An 18,900-nucleotide genomic window follows, 5' to 3' on the forward strand; every position below is an offset into this window, starting at 1 on the left:
GGCGGGGGTATCCTCCCCGCACGCCCCGCCGATCGGAGTCCCATGGCCCCCCGCCCCCTCGCCCTCCCCCTGCTCCTGTGCGCCCTGCTCGCCACCGCGTGCGGGAACGGGCCCGACGCTCCCCCCGACGCGGGGGCGGGCGGCCCCGAGGGGGTGCGCGAGCACCCGGCCTCGCCCGCCCCCGCCGGGACCGGGTCGCGGGAGGCGCGGGACGTGAACGGCGACGGATACCCCGACCTGGTCTTCGCCGCCCACCGGTCCACGGACGACGCCACCGGGGAGGCCGACCACGTCGTCGTCGTGTACGGCTCGGCGCGGGGCCTGGACCCGTCCGCCCGCACCCTGCTGGAGACGGGGCCGACCGTGGCCCTGCCCTCCTCCGGGGGCGTGACGGCCGACCTGGACGGGGACGGCTTCGCCGACATCCCCTTCGCCCTCCGGGGGGACGCCGTGGCCGGTGGGATCGAGCACGCGGTGTACTGGGGCGGCCCCGACGGGCCCGGGACCGACGCGGTACCGCTGGCCCTGCCGCGGGAGGAGGGGAGGTCTGCGACGTGGCCCCCGGCCGCGGCCGGGGACTTCGACGGCGACGGCGCGGCCGACCTGGCCCTGGTCCTGGGCTCGCAGGCCTCCGTGTCCGACGACGCGGTCACCGTCCTGTACGGCCCGTTCGCCCGGGACGGCGCCGCGGCCCGCACCGCCTCCCGCCCGTTCCCGTCCTGGATCGACTCCCTGGTCGCCGGTCCCCCCGGCCCCGACGGCTCCCCCCTGCTGGTCCACCACTCCAGCGACGGCGAGCAGCACCGCAACACCCTGTTCCTCACCGGCCCCGGCGACCCGGCCGGCTGGGCGCAGGCCGACCCGGTGGGCGGCTCCATGGCCGCCTTCGGCGACGTGGACGGGGACGGCACCGCCGACCTCGTCGTGGGCGACGACGGCAACCGCAACAACGAGCCCGGGTACGAGACCGAGGCCCCCGAGGTCCACCACCGGCTGAACCTGTACCCCGGCCCCCTGGCCGCCGGGCTCGGCGAACCGGTCGCCGTGGACCTGCCCGGGGAGGAGACCGCCTCCACGTGGGGGACGCGCGTCCTGGCCCTGTGCGACACCGACGGCGACGGCGTCCGGGAGGCCGCGGTGGGCCGTCGCGGGCACGGCGTGGACACCGTGCGGTGGGCCGACGGGGCCCTGGAGGTCGTCGACGCCCCGCCGCTGGTACGGCGCGGGCCCGAGGACGGGCCGCTGGGCGGCGGCTCCGCGCAGGAGCGGACCGCGGTGCTGTCCGGGTGCGCCGACCACGACGCGGACGGCTCCGACGAACTCCTGCTCTCCTACTCCCGCGGGAACGCCGGGGCATCCCCGGACCGCTGGTGGGTCACCGACGGCACGGAGGACCTCCTCGGCTTCGACAGCGCCGGTTTCGGCGACTGATCCCGGACGGGGGTTCGGCCGCCCCGCGGCGGGGAGGACTCCGGGGGCGCGCCGCGTGCACCGCGCCCCGTCCGGTGGGGGCCGGTCGCGGGGCCCGGGGACCGCGCCGGTTAAGTTACCCGTGCAAACGCGCGGGGCGTGCACGCGTACCCGGGGTGCGTCCACCGTCGACGGGGCCGGTGGCGCACCCGCGCGGCGCGACCTCCGCCGTTCCCACCGACACGAAGGACACCATGTTCCGCACTGTGCTTGTGGCCAACCGGGGCGAGATCGCCATCCGGGCCCTGCGCGCCGCCTACGAACTGGGCGCCCGGACCATCGCGGTCTTCCCCCACGAGGACCGCAACTCGCTGCACCGGCTCAAGGCCGACGAGGCCTACCAGATCGGCGAACCGGGGCACCCGGTCCGCGCCTACCTGTCCGTCGACGAGATCGTCCGCGCCGCCCGGGAGTCCGGGGCCGACGCCGTCTACCCCGGCTACGGGTTCCTGTCGGAGAACCCCGGGCTGGCCCGCGCCTGCGAGGAGGCCGGGATCACGTTCGTCGGCCCGCCCGCCGACGTCCTGGAGCTGACCGGCAACAAGGCCACCGCGGTGGCCGCCGCCCGCGAGGCGGGCGTTCCGGTGCTGGAGTCCTCCGAGCCCTCCGCCGACGCCGACACCCTGGTGGCGGCGGCCGAGGCGATCGGGTTCCCGCTGTTCGTCAAGGCGGTCGCCGGGGGCGGCGGCCGGGGGATGCGGCGGGTGGACCGCGCCGACCGGCTGCCCGAGGCGCTGGCCGCGGCCATGCGCGAGGCGGAGTCGGCGTTCGGCGACGCCACCGTGTTCCTGGAGCGCGCGGTCGTCGACCCCCGCCACATCGAGGTGCAGATCCTCGCCGACGGCGAGGGGAACGTGGTGCACCTGTACGAGCGGGACTGCTCGGTGCAGCGCCGCCACCAGAAGGTCGTCGAACTGGCCCCGGCCCCCAACCTGGACCCCGACCTGCGGGCGAGGATGTGCGACGACGCGGTGCGGTTCGCCCGCCGCATCGGCTACCGCAACGCGGGCACCGTGGAGTTCCTGGTGGGCGCGGACGGCTCGCACGTGTTCATCGAGATGAACCCGCGCATCCAGGTCGAGCACACGGTGACCGAGGAGGTCACCGACATCGACCTGGTGCAGTCCCAGATGCGCATCGCCTCCGGTGAGACCCTCGCCGACCTGGGCATCTCCCAGGACACGGTCCGCGTGCACGGGGCCGCCCTGCAGTGCCGCATCACCACGGAGGACCCGGCCAACGGCTTCCGCCCCGACACCGGCATCATCAGCGCCTACCGCTCCCCCGGCGGCTCGGGCATCCGCCTGGACGGCGGCACCGCGGCGGCGGGCACGGAGATCAGCCCGCACTTCGACTCGCTGCTGGTCAAGCTCACCTGCCGGGGCCGGGACCTGGCCACGGCGGTCGCCCGGGCCCGCCGGGCGGTGGCCGAGTTCCGCATCCGCAGCGTGGCCACGAACATCCCGTTCCTCCAGGCGGTGCTGGACGACCCCGACTTCCAGGCGGGGCGGGTCACCACGTCCTTCATCGAGGAGCGGCCGCACCTGATGACGGCGCGGCCCTCCGCGGACCGCGGCACCCGCCTGTTGACGTACCTGGCGGACGTGACCGTCAACAAGCCGCACGGCGAGCGCCCGCACCTCATCGACCCGGCGGCCAAGCTGCCGCGGGTCCCGGAGGGGACCCCGCCCCCCGGGTCGCGCCAGCGGCTGGCCGAGCTGGGCCCGGAGGGGTTCGCCCGGTGGCTGCGCGAGTCGCCGAACCTGGGCGTCACCGACACGACGTTCCGCGACGCCCACCAGTCGCTGCTGGCCACCCGGGTGCGCACCAGGGACCTGCTGGCGGTCGCCCCGGCGGTGGCGCGCACCCTCCCGGAGCTGCTGTCCCTGGAGGCGTGGGGCGGGGCCACCTACGACGTGGCGCTGCGGTTCCTGGCGGAGGACCCGTGGGAGCGGCTGGCGGCGCTGCGCGAGGCGGTGCCCAACATCTGCCTCCAGATGCTGCTGCGCGGGCGCAACACCGTCGGCTACACCCCCTATCCGGCGGAGGTCACCTCGGCCTTCGTGGAGGAGGCGGCGGCCACCGGCATCGACATCTTCCGGATCTTCGACGCCCTCAACGACGTCGACCAGATGCGCCCGGCCATCGACGCGGTGCGCGCCACCGGCACCTCCGTGGCGGAGGTCGCCCTGTGCTACACCGGCGACCTGTCCGACCCGGCCGAGGAGTTGTACACCCTCGACTACTACCTGCGGCTGGCCGAGCGGATCGTGGCGGCGGGCGCGCACGTGATCGCCGTCAAGGACATGGCGGGCCTGCTGCGCGCCCCGGCCGCGGCGACCCTGGTGTCGGCGCTGCGCCGGGAGTTCGACCTGCCGGTGCACGTCCACACCCACGACACCCCGGGCGGGCAGCTGGCCTCGTACCTGGCCGCCGCCGGGGCGGGCGCCGACGCGGTGGACGCGGCGGTGGCCTCGATGGCGGGGACCACCTCCCAGCCGTCGCTGTCGGCGGTCGTCGCCGCCTTCGACCACACGGAGCGGAGCACGGGGCTGAGCCTGGCCGCCGCCAACGACATGGAGCCGTACTGGGAGGCGGTGCGGCGCGTCTACGCCCCGTTCGAGGCGGGCCTGTCCTCGCCGACGGGCCGGGTGTACCGGCACGAGATCCCCGGCGGGCAGCTGTCCAACCTGCGCACGCAGGCGATCGCGCTGGGGCTGGGCGACCACTTCGAGGAGATCGAGGCGATGTACGCCGCGGCCGACCGGATGCTGGGGCGGCTGGTCAAGGTGACCCCCTCCTCCAAGGTCGTCGGCGACCTGGCGCTGCACCTGGTCGGCGCGGGGGTGTCCCCGGCGGACTTCGAGGCGGAGCCGTCGCGGTTCGACATCCCCGACTCGGTGGTGGGGTTCCTGCGCGGCGAGCTGGGGGTGCCGCCCGGCGGCTGGCCCGAGCCGTTCCGCACCCGTGCCCTCCAGGGGCGCGCCGGGGCCCGCCCGGTGGTGGAGCTGGACGCGGAGCAGCGCGAGGGGCTGGAGAAGGACCGGCGCGCCACGCTCAACCGGCTGCTGTTCCCGGCGCCGACGGAGGAGTTCCAGAAGCACCGGTCGGCCTACGGCGACACGAGCGTGGTCTCCAGCGCGGACTTCTTCTACGGCCTGCGCTCGGGCCAGGAGTGCACGGTGGACCTGGACCCGGGGGTGCGGCTGCTGATCGAGCTGGAGGCGGTGGGCGAGCCCGACGAGCGCGGCGTGCGCACCGTGCTGGCCCGGCTCAACGACCAGCTGCGGCCGCTGCAGATCCAGGACCGGTCGCTGGCCTCGCCCGAGCGCGAGGCCGAGAAGGCCGACAAGAACACGCCCGGACACGTGGCCGCGCCGTTCGCGGGCGTGGTGACGCTGGTGGTGGGCGCCGGCGAGGCGGTGGAGGCCGGTGCCACGGTCGCCACGATCGAGGCGATGAAGATGGAGGCGGCGATCACCGCCCCGGTCGCGGGCACCGTGGCCCGGGCCGCGGTCGACCGCGTCCAGCGCGTGGACGGCGGCGACCTGCTGGTCGTGCTGGAGTAGGCGCTCCCGTGCGCGGACGCCCCCGCCGGTGCGGCGGGGGCGTTCGCCCGAGGGGCCGGGGAGGGGCGCTCCGGCGCGGTGAAGGGACACCGTCCCGCCCCGCCCGGGGAGGGCGCGCGGCGCCGTGCCCCGGCCTGGCGGGCCCCCTCGCCGGACGACCGGATCCGTCGCCTTCATCCCATGTTACGACCGTCTCCGCGATCGAGGGCAAAATCCGGTCGGCTTTCAGTTGTCACCCCTTGACCGGGGGCGCCCCGGGGGCGGGTGCCCGAGGGGCTCCGCGCCCCCCGGGCGGTCGCACGGCGTCCCTCAGGGGGCGGCGCGGCGGCGGGCCCGGGCCGCCAGCGCCAGGTCCACCAGGACGAACGCCGCCAGCGACGCCGCGAACAGCGGCAGCAGCCACCCCAGGGCCAGGGCGGCGGCCACGACCGCGGCCCGCCCCCACCAGGGCAGCGCCCACCAGGCCCCCCGTACCGCGGGGCGGCCCACCGCCCAGGCTCCCGCGCGGGCCGGGCGGCGCAGCCACCACATCCGGTACCCCCACACCACCAGGCCCAGGACCGCGAGCGCGACCACCGTCAGCAGCACCTGGTTGGCGACCCCGAACAGCAGCCCCATGTGGAAGGCGATGCCCCAGGTGGCGAACTTGGCGGGGAGGGGCTGGTCGGTGAACCGCAGCTCCTCCACCACCTCCCCGGTGGCGGCGTCCACCGCCACCGCGTCCTTGTGCGCGGGCCAGCGGTCGTCGGTGCCCCGCACGGTGTAGGCGGCGCCCTCCTCCACCGGCAGGGTCACCTCCACCGGGCCCGAGATCCCGGCGTCGCGGGCCGCGGCCAGCACCGCGTCCGCGTCCACCCCGTGGCCCGCGTGGTCTCCGTGCCCGGCGTGGCCGCCGTGGTCCCCGTGGTCGGAGGGCGCGGGCGTGGCCAGGGTCGGCGAGGTCCACCCCCACGCCTGGCGCAGCTCCCCGATGTTCTCACCGGCGAACCGCGACCAGGTCAGCCCGGTGGCGGACAGCAGCAGCACCCCGGCCAGGGCCCACACGCCCACCGCGCCGTGCCAGGACAGGGTGCGCGCCCGGCCCGACGCCGAGGGGTCGGGCAGCAGCACCCGGCGCACCGCCCGGGCGCGGCGCCGCCGCCCGATCCACAGGGCGGCCCCGCCCAGGGCGACCACCCAGACCCAGGTGGCGGCCAGCTCGCTGTAGAGGCGCCCGGCCTCCCCCAGGTGCAGGGTGCGGTGGAACGTGGCGAGCCAGGACCGCACCGGCAGGGAGGCGCTGCTGCCGTAGGAGGTGCTCTCGCCCACCACCTCGCCGGTGTGCGGGTCCACGAACGCGGCGAGCCGGTGGCTGGCGGCCAACCCCTCGGCCTCGGCCAGCACGCGGGTGGTGTCGCCGGGTCCGTGGGCGGGGCGCACGGCGACGACGGTGGCGCCGGGGAGGGCGTCGGCGGCGGTCGCCACCTGGTCGGCGAGCGGCACGGCGGCCGGCCCCGGTTCGACGGTGAGCAGGTCGGCGTACAGGGCCCGCTCGATCTGCGGGGTCCAGACGTACACCAGGCCGGTGAGGGCGGCCACGGCGATGAAGGGGGCGACGAGCACCCCGGCGTAGAAGTGCAGGCGCAGCAGCAGCGGCCGCACCGCGGCCCAGGCCCCGGCGCGGGGCGGGTCGGCGGGTTCGAGGTTCTCGGGCGCGGCGGTGGAGGTGTCGTCCGACACGAGGGGTTCCTTCTGGTCTGCGCGGCGGGGGCCGCGGGCACGTCGGGGGACGGTGCGGGCGCACCGGGGGCGGACCCGGCGCGGGGTGCGCGGGGTCCGGGGAGGGACGCGGGATCAGAAGGGGGCGGGCGGGCCGCGCCGCACGTGGACGTGGCGCAGCAGGGCGGTCCGCGGGCGCGGGGCCCGCGCGGGGGCGCCCGGCCCGGCCGGGCCGGGCGGCAGGGGTGCCGCCGGGGCCGGGCGCAGGGGGGCCGACGCGGCGGCCAGCAGGGTGAGGACGAACCCGAGCAGGAGGAAGAAGCCGCGTTCGCCCTGGCGCAGCCACCAGGCGCAGACGCACCCGGCGGCGGCGTGCGCGGCGACCATCGACGCGCTGAGGCCGCCGTCGAGCCCGGCGGTGCCGGCGGCGTGCCCCGCGGCGTGCCCGGCGCCCGGGGAGGTGAGGGTGAACAGCAGGTGCAGGGCGCCCTGCCCCCACAGCGTCCAGCCGGTGAGCGCGCCCAGGCGCCGCTCGGCCCCGGCCATCGCCCAGGCCGCCGCGAAGACCAGGGCGGCCCCGGCGGCCAGCGCCGCCGGGGAGATCGCGTGGGCCGAGCTCAGGGCGTGCCCGCCCGCCGACACGGCGGTGCACACCGCGGCGAACGCGGCGGCGCGCGCGGTGCGCGGCGGGGGCGGGGGCTCGTTCACGGGGCCGACCCTAGCGCCGACTCACGGGGGGTGACCATCCCCCTACCGGGCCCGGTCCGTACCGGTCCCGGACGCGCGCGGGGCGCGGCCGGGACCGGCGGCCTCAGTCCCGGACGTGGACGGCGCGGGCCGGGGCGGGGGCGCGGCCCCACTCCATGCGCGACCAGGGCGGCGTCAGCCCGCCGGTGTCGCGGACCGCCGCCGGCTCCAGCGCGTCGGCGTCCGGCGCCTCGCCGTGGCGGGCGAACACCGACTCCACGTACCGGTGCCCGGTGTCGGCGGCCACGAACACCACCCGCCGCTCCGGTGCCCGGCGCGCCTCCCAGCGGGCCACCAGGTGGGCCGCCCCGGTGGAGAGCCCGGCGAACACGGCGTGCTCGCGCAGCAGGGCCACGCTCCCCGCCAGGGCGGCGTCGAACCCGACCCAGTGGACCGCGTCGTACAGCGTGTGGTCCACGTTGCCGAAGGGGATGGAGCTGCCGATCCCGGCGATGATGATCTCCTTGTCGCGCACCGCCTCCCCGCCGAAGGTGACGCTGCCGAAGGGCTGCACCCCCACCAGCGCCGTGTCCGGGGCCCGCTCGCGCAGGAACGTCGCCAGCGCCCCGGTGGAGGCGCCCGACCCCACCCCGCCGACCACGGTGAGCGGTGCGGGGTCCAGCTCCTTGGCGATCTGGTCGGCGACGGCCCGATACCCCAGGTAGTGCACGGAGTCGTGGTACTGGCGCATCCAGTGGTAGTCGGGGTGCTCGGCCAGCAGCTCGCGGACCCGGGCGACCCGGCGGTTCTGGTCGAACCGCAGGTCGTCCGAGGGCGGCACCTGCTCCAGGGTGGCGCCCAGGACCTCCAGCTGGACGCGGGTGGTCCGGTCGATGGTGGTGGACCCCACGATGTGGCAGCGGAGCCCGTAGCGGTGGCAGGCCAGGGCCAGCCCGTAGGCGTAGATGCCGCTGGAGCTGTCCATCAGGGTGTCCCCCGGGCGCACGGTCCCGGTGTCCAGGAGGTGGCGCACGGCCGCGGCGGCGGAGGCCACCTTCATGGATTCGAACCGCAGGCACACCAGCCCGCCGCCGAGGTCGATCAGGTCCGGTCTGCCAAGGGTCTCGCACACGTGGTCGTCCACGTCGTCTCTCCAGGGTTCGGGGGGCTGGTGGGAAAGACCCGGGTGGGGGTGAGCCCCGCCCCGCGCAACCGTTCCAGGGCGGTGTCGATCCGGGCTCCCAGGTCGTCGGCGCGGGCGTCGAAGAGCACACCGGCGACGTTGCCGCTGTGCGCGACCTGGACGCCGACCGCCCCGCACAGGCGGGCGACGCCTTGGAGCGTCCCCAGTTCGGGCTTGGGGAGAACCCGTTGGTTGAGGACGGCGCTCTCGGTGCTGATCCGCCCCACCTCGGCGGCGTCCCCGGCGGCGACCGCGGCGCGCAGGCCGGCGCGCAGCCGCTCGTGGACGGCGGCCTCGGCGCGGTCCACCCTGGCCCGCAGCGCCAGGGTGTTGACGGGCGCCCCGCCGCCGGTGAGGCAGCCCACGACGGCCAGCGGCGGCAGCGGCGCGCCCAGGTCCTCCAGCACCCGGCCCTCGCGCTGGGCGAAGAGCAGCGCCCGGCCGCCCTCCCACATGAGGGGGTCGCTGGCCCCCTCGGCGGAGACGGCGATGCGGGCCACGGTGGCGGGGCCGGGGTCGACCCCGAACGCGGCGCACACCGCCCGCACCGCGGCGGTGACGTCGCTGGTGGAGGAGCCCAGGCCGAGCCCGGCCGGGGCGCCGCCGCGCAGCCGCAGCGTCCCGCCGCACACGGGGACGCGGCGGGCGGCGCACTCGGTGGCGGCCAGGGCCGCGGCGCGGGCCGCCTTGACCCGGCCGGGCGGGTGCACCTCCATCCGGTGGGCCGGGGTGCCGGGCCGGGGGGTGAAGACCGCCTCGGTGACGGGGTCGGCCATCGGCAGGGTGACCAGGCCCCGGCGGGGCCGGCCGCGCCGGTCCAGGAAGACCCCCTGGACGATCTCCCCGTGGTGGCAGGCGGCGCGGCCGGTGCCGGTGATCACTGACCGGCCCCCGCCCCGTCGGCGTGGTACCGGTACAGGGCGGTGGGGACCGCGCTGAACTGGGAGAAGGGGAAGGGTTCGGCGGACAGGGCGGTGACGCCCTCGCCGAGCAGGGCGCGGGCGACGGCGGCGCCGCTCTGGGCGTAGACCACGAGGGGGACGCCGCGCTCGCGGCAGCGGGTCAGGATGGTGTCGAAGCTGCCGTTGCCCAGGGTCATGCCGGTGGCCACGACGGCGTCGGCCTCCTCCAGGACCCCGTCCATGGACGCGGCGACCTCGTCGCCCCACCGGGTGCGGCGGAGGTTGAGGTCGCAGGGCAGGCACTCGCCGCCGCGCTCGCGGATGGCGGCCACCAGCGGGTCGACCACCCCGATCAGCCCGACTCTGCGGCCCCGCGGGTCGGGGAGCAGCCCGGCGATGGCGGCGTCCCGGGCGACGGCGCGCTGCTCGGGGGTGCCCTCGGGCAGGGTGACGGCCTCGGCGCGCGGGTCCCGGTGGTGGGGCAGGGCGGCGGCCAGGTGGGCGTCCAGGGCGGCCAGGCGCAGCGGCCCGGGCCGGTCCTCGGCGAGCAGTTCCCCCAGGGGCAGCCCGGAGGCCTCGGCGCACACCGCCGGGTCGAGTTCGCCGTCCTCGAACGCGCAGGCGCCGAAGGCGGGTCCGACCCGGACGAGGACGTACCGGTTGAGGTAGGTGACCTCGCCCCCGGCCAGGCGGGTGCCGTGGTGGACCCAGAACACGCTGGTGGCCACCGGCAGCGGCGCCGGGGAGGTGCGGGCCGCCTCGAACAGGTCGCTCAGGGTCTTCACGCGTCCCCTTCCCGGGTCAGGCGGAACAGGTAGGTGAGCACGCCGTCCTCCCAGTCGTGCAGGTGGGCGACCTCGGGGGTGAAGCCGAGGTCGGCGGCGCGGCCGATGATGGTGCGCAGGTCGGCGGTGTTGGAGGCGATGAGGTGGACCTCCCCGCCGGGGGCGAGCAGGCCGCGTCCGGCGATCTGTGTGAAGAAGGCGTCGGTGGCGGGGGCGCCGACGCAGACGTTGCGCACGACGTCGGGGTCCTCGCTCACGGTCTGGCTGACGGCGGGCGGGTTGAAGGTGATCACGTCGAAGACAGTGCCCTCGGGCACGGCGGAGAACTGGTCGGACACCAGGGAGGCGAAGTCCGTGCCGGGGGCGGACCCGCCGACGACGGTGCGGTAGACGGCCCCGGCCGCGGCGACGCTGGCGGGGTGCACGTCCAGGGCGCGGACGGTGCGGGCGCCGCGCAGGCCGGCGACGGCGGCCTCGACGCCCAGGCCGCAGCCCATGGCGGCGTAGCGCCGGCCGCGGACGTCGATGGCGTCGTCGAGGATGCCCTGGTGGATCATGCGGCTGGTGGCGCCGGGCAGGAAGACGCCGGGGGGCACGTCCAGGGTCCAGCCGTTCCACTCGTAGCGGCGGTGGGTCGCCAGGTCGGCGCGGGGGCGGTTGAGGTCGATGATCTGCGCGGCCGGGAGCGGGGGCGGCAGCGTGGCGATGAGGGAACGGTCCACTCGGTTCCTTTCGGGAAGGGGGTCGTCCTGAGCGGCACTATAGGGGAAATGAAAATCGTTGTCATCGAATCACGAGAACACGGTACGCGACGCGCCCGGCGCCCGCGGGGGCGGGGTCCGCGCCCGGAACGGACATTCCCACTTATCCCCCCGCGAAAGCGGGCCACTTTCGCCCCGCCCGCCTCCCCGCCCGCATCCCGGGCGCACGGATATCGGCTTCCCGGTCGCTACTGATAATCGTTTTCACTAGAGTGGACGGGCAGCCTTCACCGACTCCCGGAGAGTGAGAAACACCGCGTGTCCTCGACAACGGCGCCGAACACCGATCCCTCCGCCCGCCCGGGCGGCCCGCTGCGCGACCCCGCCTTCCTGCGCCTGTGGAGCGCCACCACGGCCTCCGGCATGGCGACCTGGGCGCTCCCCTTCATCCTGGGCCTGGCCGTGCTCGACGGCTCGCTCACCGCGGTCGGGCTGGGCGTGGTCCTGGCCCTGCGCACCGCGGGCTTCCTGGTGGCCGTCCCGGTGGGCGGCCTGCTCGCCGACCGGTACTCCCGCCGGGCGGTCGTGCTGTGGTCGGGCCTGGCCGCCGCCGCGGCCACCCCCGTCATCGTGCTGGGCCTGGGCTCCTCCACCGCCCTGATGGCGGCGGCCGCCGTCGTGGTGGGCGCCGGCCAGGGCGCCTGCCGGCCCGCGTTCCAGGCGCTGACCGCCGAGGTCGTGGCCGAGGAGGACCGCCAGCAGGCCAACGCCGCCCTGACCTTCTCCACCCGGGTCAGCACCCTGCTGGCCCCGGGCCTGACCGCCCTGCTGGCCCTGGTCGCCGGCCTGTGGGTGCTGCTGCTGGGCACCGCGGCGCTGTGGCTGGTGGCCGCCCTGGCCCCCGCCCGCGGCGCCGGCGCGCCGCCCGCCCGCGCCCGGGCCCCGTTCCACGTGGAGTTCGCGGACGGCCTGGCCGAGGCGCGCCGCCACCCGTGGTTCCTGGCGGGGCTGGGCGCGCTGACCGTGGTCATCGCCACCGGCTACTCCGCCACCGGCGTCCTGCTGCCGCTGGCCGGCCGGGACCACTACGGCAGCGAGGCCGTGCTGGCCGGGGCGCTGACCGCCTACACGGCGGGGGCGCTGCTGGGCGCGGTGCTCGTCTCGCGCTGGCGCCCGCGCGCCCGGGGGTGGGTGGCTCTGGCGGGGCTGGGGCTGTACGCCCTGGCGCCCCTGAGCCTGGTCGCCCCCGTGGGGCCGGTCGTGGTCATGGCCGCCTACGCGGTGGTGGGCGTGGGCATCGAGCTGTTCAACGTGCCGTGGTTCACGGCGGTGCAGCGCGAGGTGGCCCCGGACAAGCTGGCCCGGGTGTCCTCGCTCGACTTCCTGTTCTCCTACGGGCTGGCCCCGGTGGGCCTGGCCTTCATCGGCCCGGCCGCCGCCGCCTGGGGCTCGGGGCCGGTGCTGGTCGCCTGCGCCCTGGCCTGCGTAGCCGCCCCGGCCCTGGCCGCGCTGGCCCCGGGTGCGCGCGCCTTCTCCACCCCCCGCCCGGCCCCGGCACCGCACCAGGCGGCCGACCGGGCGGCCCAGCCCGCCGCCGGCTGAGCCGGGACCGCGAACGCCGCCCGGGAGCGCCCCGCGCCGGGCGGCGTTCGCGTGCGCCGGGCCGGGAGACGCGGATCACACCCCGGACGTGCGGAGCGCGGACGACCTCGTGTATGTTTTGAAAATGGTTTTCATTTTCAATGAGAGGAGGCGGCCATGCGCGTGGCCGTGATCACCGGCCTGCACCGCCGGGCGCGCGAGCGCGCCGTCGGCGCCGCCCTGGGCGTTCCGCGCACCCTCGTCGTCCACCACGACCTCGCCGGGATCGGCGAGGGGGAGGTCCTGCGCGTCACCCGCGACCACCGCGGCGAGCTGTCCCGCGACCCCGTCCACCTCGTCCACGCCTGTGCCTCGTGCACGCTGCGCGAGGACCTCGTGCCCTTCCTGCTGGCCACCGCCGCCATCGGCGAGTACGACCTGTGCGTCGTGGACGCCTGGGACGGCGTCGAGCCGCGCATGGTCGCCGAGGCGGTGGCCGCCCGGTCCGAGCTGACCCTGACCGCGGTGGTCACCGCCGTCGACGCCGACCGGCTGCTGCCCGACCTGGCCTGCCACGACGACCTCGTCGACCGCGGCCTGGACATCGCCGACAACGACGAGCGCGCCGTCAGCGAGGTGCTCACCGCCCAGATCGAGTACCCGACCGCGATCGCCCTGCACGGCCGCCACCACCTGGCCGAGGCCCGCGCGCTGGTCGAGCACCTCAACCCGGCCGCCGCCCTGCTGGACCCCGACGACACCTCCGCGCTGACCGCGGGCCGGTTCGACACCGGGGCCGCGCACCACCGGTCCGACCCGCTGGGCTCCCACCACGGCGAGCGCGCCACCGGCCGGGTGCGCACCGTCGTGTGGTCGCGCCGCCGCCCGCTGCACCCGGGCCGGCTGCACGAGGCCATGGACGACCTGGTCTCCATGACCCTCCGCGGGCGCGGGCGCCTGTGGCTGGGCAGCCGCCCCGACACCGTCCTGGTGTGGGACTCCCACCGCGACCTGGCCACCGTCGCCGCCGCCGGGCCCTGGCTGGCGGCGCTGCCCGAGGCCGCCCTGGAGCTGGTGTCCGAGGCGCGGCGCACCGCCGCCCTCCTGGACTGGGACCCGGCGGTGGGCGACCGGGGCCAGCACCTGGCGTTCACCGGCGTGGACCTGGACGCTGACCGGCTCACCGCCCTGCTCGACTCCTGCCTGACCACCGACGACGAGACCGCCTTCGCCGACGACCCGTTCGCCGCCGCCGAGGGCTGAGAGGAGACCCCGATGCCGTCCGAGCGCCGCACCCGGGACAGGAAGCCGCCCCGCAGGTTCGCCAACCCCCTGGGCGAGGCGGACCACGTCGACTACAAGGACGTGGACCTGCTGCGCCGGTTCCTCTCCGAGAAGGGCAAGATCCGCAGCCGCCGGGTCACCCGCATCACCGCCCGCCAGCAGCGGCTCGTCGCGGCCGCCGTCAAGAACGCGCGCGAGATGGCCCTGCTCCCCTACCCCGGTCCGCACTCCGGCCGCTGACCCCCCGCACCCGAGCACCCGAGCACACCAGAGAGAGGAAGGACCCGACCGTGTCCCGCGTCTGCCAGGTCACCGGCAAGGCCCCCGCCTTCGGCCACACGATCTCCCACTCCCACCGGCGCACCAAGCGCCGCTTCGACCCCAACATCCAGACCAAGCGGTACTGGCTGGCCGGCGAGCGGAGGTTCGTCAAGCTCAGGGTCAGCGCCAAGGGGATGAAGGTCATCGACGCCCGCGGCATCGAACGCGTCGTCGCCGACATCCGCGCCCGCGGGGAGAAGGTCTGACATGGCCAAGAAGAGCAAGATCGCCCGCAACGAGCAGCGCAAGGCCGTCGTCGCCCGCCACGCCGAGCGCCGCGCCGAACTCAAGCGCCTCATCAAGAGCCCGCACACCGACCCGGACGCCCGCGACGCCGCGGCGGCCGAGCTGCGCCGCCAGCCGCGCGACGCCAGCGCCACCCGGGTGCGCAACCGCGACGCCGTCGACGGCCGCCCCCGCGGGCACCTGCGCAGGTTCGGGCTCTCGCGCATCCGCTTCCGCGAGATGGCCCACCGCGGTGAGCTGCCGGGCGTCACCAAGTCCAGCTGGTAGCCCGCCCGGACGGCGCCGGTGCGCGCCGTCCCCTCCGGTCCGGGCGTCCCCGCCGAGACCCCCTCCTCCCCCGCGCGGCGGGGGCGCCCCCGGCCGTATGCCCCGTTCCCCTCCCACCGGGTGCATCCGCCCTCTACTATGACAACCGTTGTCATTTCCATCCGTGGCGCGTCCACGGACCGACCCTCAGGAGCAACGGGTGTCCCCGACCCCAGCACCCCCGCTGACCGCGTCACCCCCCGCGGCCCCACCCGCCGCACCCCGGCCCCGGTGGCTCACGACCCCCGCCGGGACCGCCGTCACCGCCGCCGCGCTGGCCCTGCTCCTGGCCGCCTCCACCCTGCCCGCCATCGGCCTGGGCACCGCGCTGGTCCCGCCCGCCGAGACCCTGCGCTACCTCTGGGCCGCCCTGACCGGCGGGTCCATCGCCTCCGACGAGGTCACCCGGTACCAGATCATCTGGAACATCCGCACCCCCCGCGTCCTGCTGGCCGCCCTGGTCGGGGCCGGCCTGGGCGCGGTCGGCGTCGCCGTCCAGGCCCTGGTGCGCAACCCCCTCGCCGACCCCTACATCCTGGGCGTCTCCTCCGGGGCCTCCGTGGGCGCGGTGACCGTCGGCGTGCTGGGCGCCCTGGCCGCGCTGGGGCCCTACGCCGTCTCGGCCGGCGCCTTCGCCGGGGCACTGGCCGCGACCCTGCTGGTGCACCTCATCTCCCGCTCCGCCGCCGGGACCACCCCGCTGCGGCTGGTCCTGACCGGCGTCGCCCTCTCGTTCGGGTTCCAGGCGATCATGAGCGTCATCGTCTACCTGGTCCCGGGCAACGAGGCCACCTCCACCGTCCTGTTCTGGACCATGGGCGGGTTCGGCGCCGCCACCTGGGGGTCGCTGCCGGCGGTCGCCGCCCTGGTGCTGGCGGGCCTGGCCGTCCTGCACACGCTGGCCCGACGCCTGGACGCCACCGCCCTGGGCGACGAGACCGCCGCGAGCCTGGGCGTGGACACCGAGCGGCTGCGCCGGGTGCTGTTCCTGGTCACGGCGCTGATGACCGGGGCGATGGTCGCCGTCAGCGGCGCGATCGGGTTCGTCGGCCTGGTGGTCCCGCACGTGGTGCGCATCCTCGTCGGCGCCGCCCACCGGCGTGTGCTCACCGTCGCCCCGCTGGCCGGGGCGGTGCTCATGGTCTGGGTGGACCTGGCCTCGCGCACCGTCGCCGCCCCCCGCGAACTCCCGCTGGGCGTGCTCACCGCGCTCATCGGCGTCCCGGTGTTCCTGCTGCTGATGCGCCGCCGCGGCTACCTGTTCGGAGGCCGCTGATGCACCTGAGCCTGGACGGCCTCACCGTCGCCATCGACGGCGCCACCCTCGTGCACTCCCTGTCCCTGGACGTCCCCGACGGGTCCGTGGTGGGCCTGGTCGGCCCCAACGGGTCGGGCAAGTCCACCGCCCTGCGCTGCGTGTACCGGGCGCTGCGCCCCACCGGCGGCACGGTCCGCGTGGGCGGCGACGACCTGGCCTCCCTCAAGCCCCGCGAGGGCGCCCGCCGGGTGGCCGCCCTCACCCAGGAGAGCAGCAGCGACCTCGACTTCACCGTCGCCGAGGTCGTGGCCCTGGGACGGGTCCCCCACCAGCGCGGCAACGGGCCGCTGACCGCCCGCGAACGGGAGCTGTGCGCGAGCGCCATGGAGTCCATGGACGTCGCCCACCTCGCGCACCGCGGCGTGCTGACCCTGTCGGGCGGCGAGCGCCAGCGGGTGCTCATGGCGCGCGCCCTGGTGCAGGAGCCCCGGGTGCTGGTGCTGGACGAGCCCACCAACCACCTGGACGTGCGCCACCAGATCCACCTGCTGTCGCTGCTGCGCGAGGTCGGCGTCACCACCCTGGTCGTCCTGCACGACCTCAACCTGGCGGCGGCGGCCTGCGACCGCCTCGGCGTCCTGAGCGGCGGACGGCTGGTGGCCGCCGGGCCGCCCGCCGACGTGCTCACCCCCGCCCTGGTGCGCGAGGCGTTCGGCGTGGAGGCCACCGTGGTCCCCCACCCGCTCACCGGCGCGCCCCAGCTCCTCTACCGGCTCACCCATCAGGAAGGCACCCCGTGAACCACCGCCCCCTCCCCCTGCGGCCGCTGGCCGCCGCGTCCCTGGCGCTGGCGGCGCTGGCCGCCACCGGCTGCGGCGCCCGGGTCGAACAGGACCCCGAGCAGGCCGGCGCCGGCGCCGGGTCCGCGACCGCCACCGTCGACCGCTGCGGCGAGCCCGTGGAGTACACCACCCCCGAGCGGGCCGTGGTGTACGAGGGCGGCAGCGCCGACAAGATGTTCGCGCTGGGCCTGGCCGACCACGTGCACGGCTACGTGATGCCCCCGGCCAACCCGCCCGTCTCGGAGTCCCCGTGGGCCGACGACTACGCGGCGGTGGAGTTCCTCAGCGACGACCTGCTCAACCGCGAGCTGGTCGTGGACGCCGAGGCCGACTTCGTCGTCGCCGGGTGGAACTCCGGGTTCAGCGACCAGCGCGGCATCACCCCGGAGATCCTCGACGGGCTCGGCATCCAGAGCTTCATGCACACCGAGTCGTGCTACAACTACCCCGGCTTCCCCGAGCGGGTCGAGCCGTTCGAGGGGCTGTACACCGACCTGGAGCGGCTGGGGGCGATCTTCGGCGTCCAGGACCGCGCCGCCGAGGTGGTCGCCGACTACCGCGCCCGGGTCGAGGCGGTCCAGGAGCAGGCCCCCGGGGGCGACCCGGTTCCGGTGTTCCTGTACGACTCGGGCACCGACCAGGCGTTCACGGCCGGCTCCCAGGTGCCGCCCAACGACATCATCCGGTTCGCGGGGGGCCGCAACGTCTTCGACGGCCTCGACGAGCGCTGGACCCAGGTGGGCTGGGAGGCCGTCGTGGAGGCCGAACCGGAGGTGATCGTCATCCTGGACTACGGGGACCAGCCCGCCGAGGACAAGATCGCCTACCTGGAGGGGCTGCCCGCGCTGGCCGACGTCCCGGCGGTGCGCGCGGACGACTACTTCGTCCTGGACTACAACGAGGGCATCTCCGGCCCGCGCAACATCGACGGCGTGGAGAAGTTCGCCGAGTACCTGCGCGAGCGCGCCGCCTGACGCGCCAGCCGGGGCGGTGGACCCGGTTCCGCGGCCTGTGGCGGGCTCCCCCGCCGCAGGCCGCCGACGGGCCGGTGCGCCCGTCCGGGCCGGGGCCCGCCCGCGGGCGGGCCCCGGCCCCGCGGATAATGAACGCCGTGGAACTACGCCAGGTCGAGTACTTCATCGCCGTCGCCGAGGAGCGCAGCTTCACCCGCGCCGCCGAACGCACCCACGTGTCCCAGTCGGGGCTGTCCGCGGCCATCCGCACCCTGGAGCGCGAACTCGGCTCGCCGCTGTTCCACCGCACCACCCGCAGCGTGGAGCTGTCCCCGGCGGGGTTCGCCCTGCTGCCCAAGGCCCGCGCCATGCTCGACCTGGCCGCCGCGGGCCGCGACGCCGTCGCGGCCACCACCACCCACCTCCGGGGGTCGCTGCGGCTGGGCAGCGAGCAGTGCCTGGGCGTCATCGACATCACCGAGCTGCTGGCCCGCTTCCACCGCCGCCACCCGCACGTGGACATCGTGTTCGACCAGGCCGGCAGCACGACCCTGCTGGAGCGGATGCGCCAGGGCTCCCTGGACGTGGCGTTCGTCGCCGCGGGCGGCGCCGGGCGCCCCACGGACGGACTGCGCTGGCTGCCCCTGGCCGCGGAGCCCCTGCTGCTGCTCTGCCCGCCCGACCACCCCCTGTCCGAGCGCGAGTCCGTGCGCTGGACCGACCTGGACGGGCACGGGTTCGTGGACCTGGCGCACGGCTGGGCCGCCCGCGAGATCAACGAGGACGCCCTCGCCGCCCAGGGGGTGCAGCGCCGGGTCCGGTACACGGTCAACGACATCCACACCCTCATCGACCTGGTCCGGCGCGGCCTGGCCCTGGCGCTGGTCCCGGCACCGGTGGCGCGCAAGACCCACGCCGCGGGCCTGCCCGCCCTGCCGCTGGCCGAGGCCGCCGACCGGCCCTGGCGGGTCAGCGCGGTCGTCCGCACCACCGACCAGGTCGTCTCCGCGTTCCTGCGCGCCCTCCCCGAACCCCTGGAGCCCCGGGACCCGGTGTTTTCCGCGGGGGCGCCCGGGTAGTGGCCCGCCCACGACGGACCGACACGCTTCCCACC

The 18,900-nt window shown here is 76.4% G+C and carries 17 protein-coding genes; 11 read left to right on the plus strand and 6 right to left on the minus strand.

Annotated elements, in window-relative coordinates; all coding sequences use genetic code 11:
* The first annotated feature begins 42 nt into the window (after positions 1 to 42).
* Positions 43 to 1,431, plus strand: coding sequence for an FG-GAP-like repeat-containing protein (locus BUE45_RS12470; protein ID WP_073379159.1), 1,389 nt, complete (start codon positions 43 to 45; stop codon positions 1,429 to 1,431).
* Between the two features lie 233 nt (positions 1,432 to 1,664).
* Positions 1,665 to 5,039: a pyruvate carboxylase gene (locus BUE45_RS12475; protein WP_073379562.1), complete on the plus strand. Its 3,375-nt coding sequence runs from the start codon at positions 1,665 to 1,667 to the stop codon at positions 5,037 to 5,039.
* A gap of 309 nt (positions 5,040 to 5,348) precedes the next feature.
* Here BUE45_RS12475 and BUE45_RS12480 read toward each other — a convergent pair whose 3' ends face one another.
* The 6 genes from BUE45_RS12480 to BUE45_RS12505 all read right to left on the minus strand — a co-directional run bounded on the left by BUE45_RS12480 (position 5,349) and on the right by BUE45_RS12505 (position 11,016).
* A complete protein-coding gene (locus tag BUE45_RS12480; RefSeq protein ID WP_073379162.1) occupies positions 5,349 to 6,758 on the minus strand; it encodes a PepSY-associated TM helix domain-containing protein in 1,410 nt (469 codons plus the stop codon).
* 114 nt (positions 6,759 to 6,872) lie between these two features.
* A complete protein-coding gene (locus tag BUE45_RS12485) occupies positions 6,873 to 7,445 on the minus strand; it encodes a hypothetical protein (protein ID WP_073379166.1) in 573 nt (190 codons plus the stop codon).
* A gap of 103 nt (positions 7,446 to 7,548) precedes the next feature.
* Positions 7,549 to 8,568 carry a pyridoxal-phosphate dependent enzyme gene (locus BUE45_RS12490; RefSeq protein ID WP_073379170.1) on the minus strand — a complete coding sequence of 340 codons (1,020 nt, stop codon included), beginning with the start codon at positions 8,566 to 8,568 and terminating at the stop codon, positions 7,549 to 7,551.
* Entirely contained in the window at positions 8,526 to 9,488 is a 963-nt protein-coding gene (locus tag BUE45_RS12495) for a GHMP family kinase ATP-binding protein (protein WP_073379174.1), read from the minus strand. The genes BUE45_RS12490 and BUE45_RS12495 overlap by 43 nt, the downstream gene beginning before the upstream one ends.
* Positions 9,485 to 10,285 (minus strand): Rossmann-like domain-containing protein, encoded by an 801-nt coding sequence (locus BUE45_RS12500; RefSeq protein ID WP_143173345.1) that lies wholly within the window; start codon positions 10,283 to 10,285, stop codon positions 9,485 to 9,487. The genes BUE45_RS12495 and BUE45_RS12500 overlap by 4 nt, the downstream gene beginning before the upstream one ends.
* A 5-nt stretch (positions 10,286 to 10,290) precedes the next feature.
* Positions 10,291 to 11,016 carry a class I SAM-dependent methyltransferase gene (locus BUE45_RS12505; protein ID WP_073379181.1) on the minus strand — a complete coding sequence of 242 codons (726 nt, stop codon included), beginning with the start codon at positions 11,014 to 11,016 and terminating at the stop codon, positions 10,291 to 10,293.
* A gap of 297 nt (positions 11,017 to 11,313) precedes the next feature.
* Here BUE45_RS12505 and BUE45_RS12510 point away from each other — a divergent pair, with 297 nt between their 5' ends.
* The 9 genes from BUE45_RS12510 (at position 11,314) to BUE45_RS12550 (ending at position 18,865) form a co-directional block, all read left to right on the plus strand.
* Complete coding sequence (locus BUE45_RS12510; protein ID WP_073379185.1) at positions 11,314 to 12,597, plus strand: MFS transporter; 1,284 nt, start codon at positions 11,314 to 11,316, stop codon at positions 12,595 to 12,597.
* Positions 12,598 to 12,753: 156 nt separating this feature from the next.
* Positions 12,754 to 13,839 carry a CobW family GTP-binding protein gene (locus tag BUE45_RS12515; protein WP_073379188.1) on the plus strand — a complete coding sequence of 362 codons (1,086 nt, stop codon included), beginning with the start codon at positions 12,754 to 12,756 and terminating at the stop codon, positions 13,837 to 13,839.
* 12 nt (positions 13,840 to 13,851) lie between these two features.
* A complete protein-coding gene (gene rpsR / locus BUE45_RS12520; RefSeq protein WP_073379192.1) occupies positions 13,852 to 14,100 on the plus strand; it encodes a 30S ribosomal protein S18 in 249 nt (82 codons plus the stop codon).
* 50 nt (positions 14,101 to 14,150) lie between these two features.
* Positions 14,151 to 14,387, plus strand: coding sequence for a 50S ribosomal protein L28 (gene rpmB / locus BUE45_RS12525; protein WP_073379195.1), 237 nt, complete (start codon positions 14,151 to 14,153; stop codon positions 14,385 to 14,387).
* Position 14,388: 1 nt separating this feature from the next.
* Complete coding sequence (gene rpsN / locus BUE45_RS12530; RefSeq protein ID WP_073379199.1) at positions 14,389 to 14,694, plus strand: 30S ribosomal protein S14; 306 nt, start codon at positions 14,389 to 14,391, stop codon at positions 14,692 to 14,694.
* A gap of 223 nt (positions 14,695 to 14,917) precedes the next feature.
* A complete protein-coding gene (locus BUE45_RS12535) occupies positions 14,918 to 16,009 on the plus strand; it encodes a FecCD family ABC transporter permease (protein ID WP_073379564.1) in 1,092 nt (363 codons plus the stop codon).
* Positions 16,009 to 16,791: an ABC transporter ATP-binding protein gene (locus BUE45_RS12540; protein ID WP_073379202.1), complete on the plus strand. Its 783-nt coding sequence runs from the start codon at positions 16,009 to 16,011 to the stop codon at positions 16,789 to 16,791. Before BUE45_RS12535 ends, BUE45_RS12540 begins: the two co-directional genes overlap by 1 nt.
* Positions 16,788 to 17,807, plus strand: a complete 1,020-nt coding sequence (locus BUE45_RS12545; RefSeq protein ID WP_073379205.1) for an ABC transporter substrate-binding protein — start codon at positions 16,788 to 16,790, stop codon at positions 17,805 to 17,807. The genes BUE45_RS12540 and BUE45_RS12545 overlap by 4 nt, the downstream gene beginning before the upstream one ends.
* A 137-nt stretch (positions 17,808 to 17,944) precedes the next feature.
* Positions 17,945 to 18,865, plus strand: coding sequence for a LysR family transcriptional regulator (locus BUE45_RS12550; protein ID WP_073379210.1), 921 nt, complete (start codon positions 17,945 to 17,947; stop codon positions 18,863 to 18,865).
* The last annotated feature ends 35 nt before the right edge of the window (positions 18,866 to 18,900 follow it).

The sequence above is a fragment of the Nocardiopsis flavescens genome (genome assembly GCF_900141985.1).
GTDB classification, from domain to species: domain Bacteria; phylum Actinomycetota; class Actinomycetes; order Streptosporangiales; family Streptosporangiaceae; genus Nocardiopsis; species Nocardiopsis flavescens.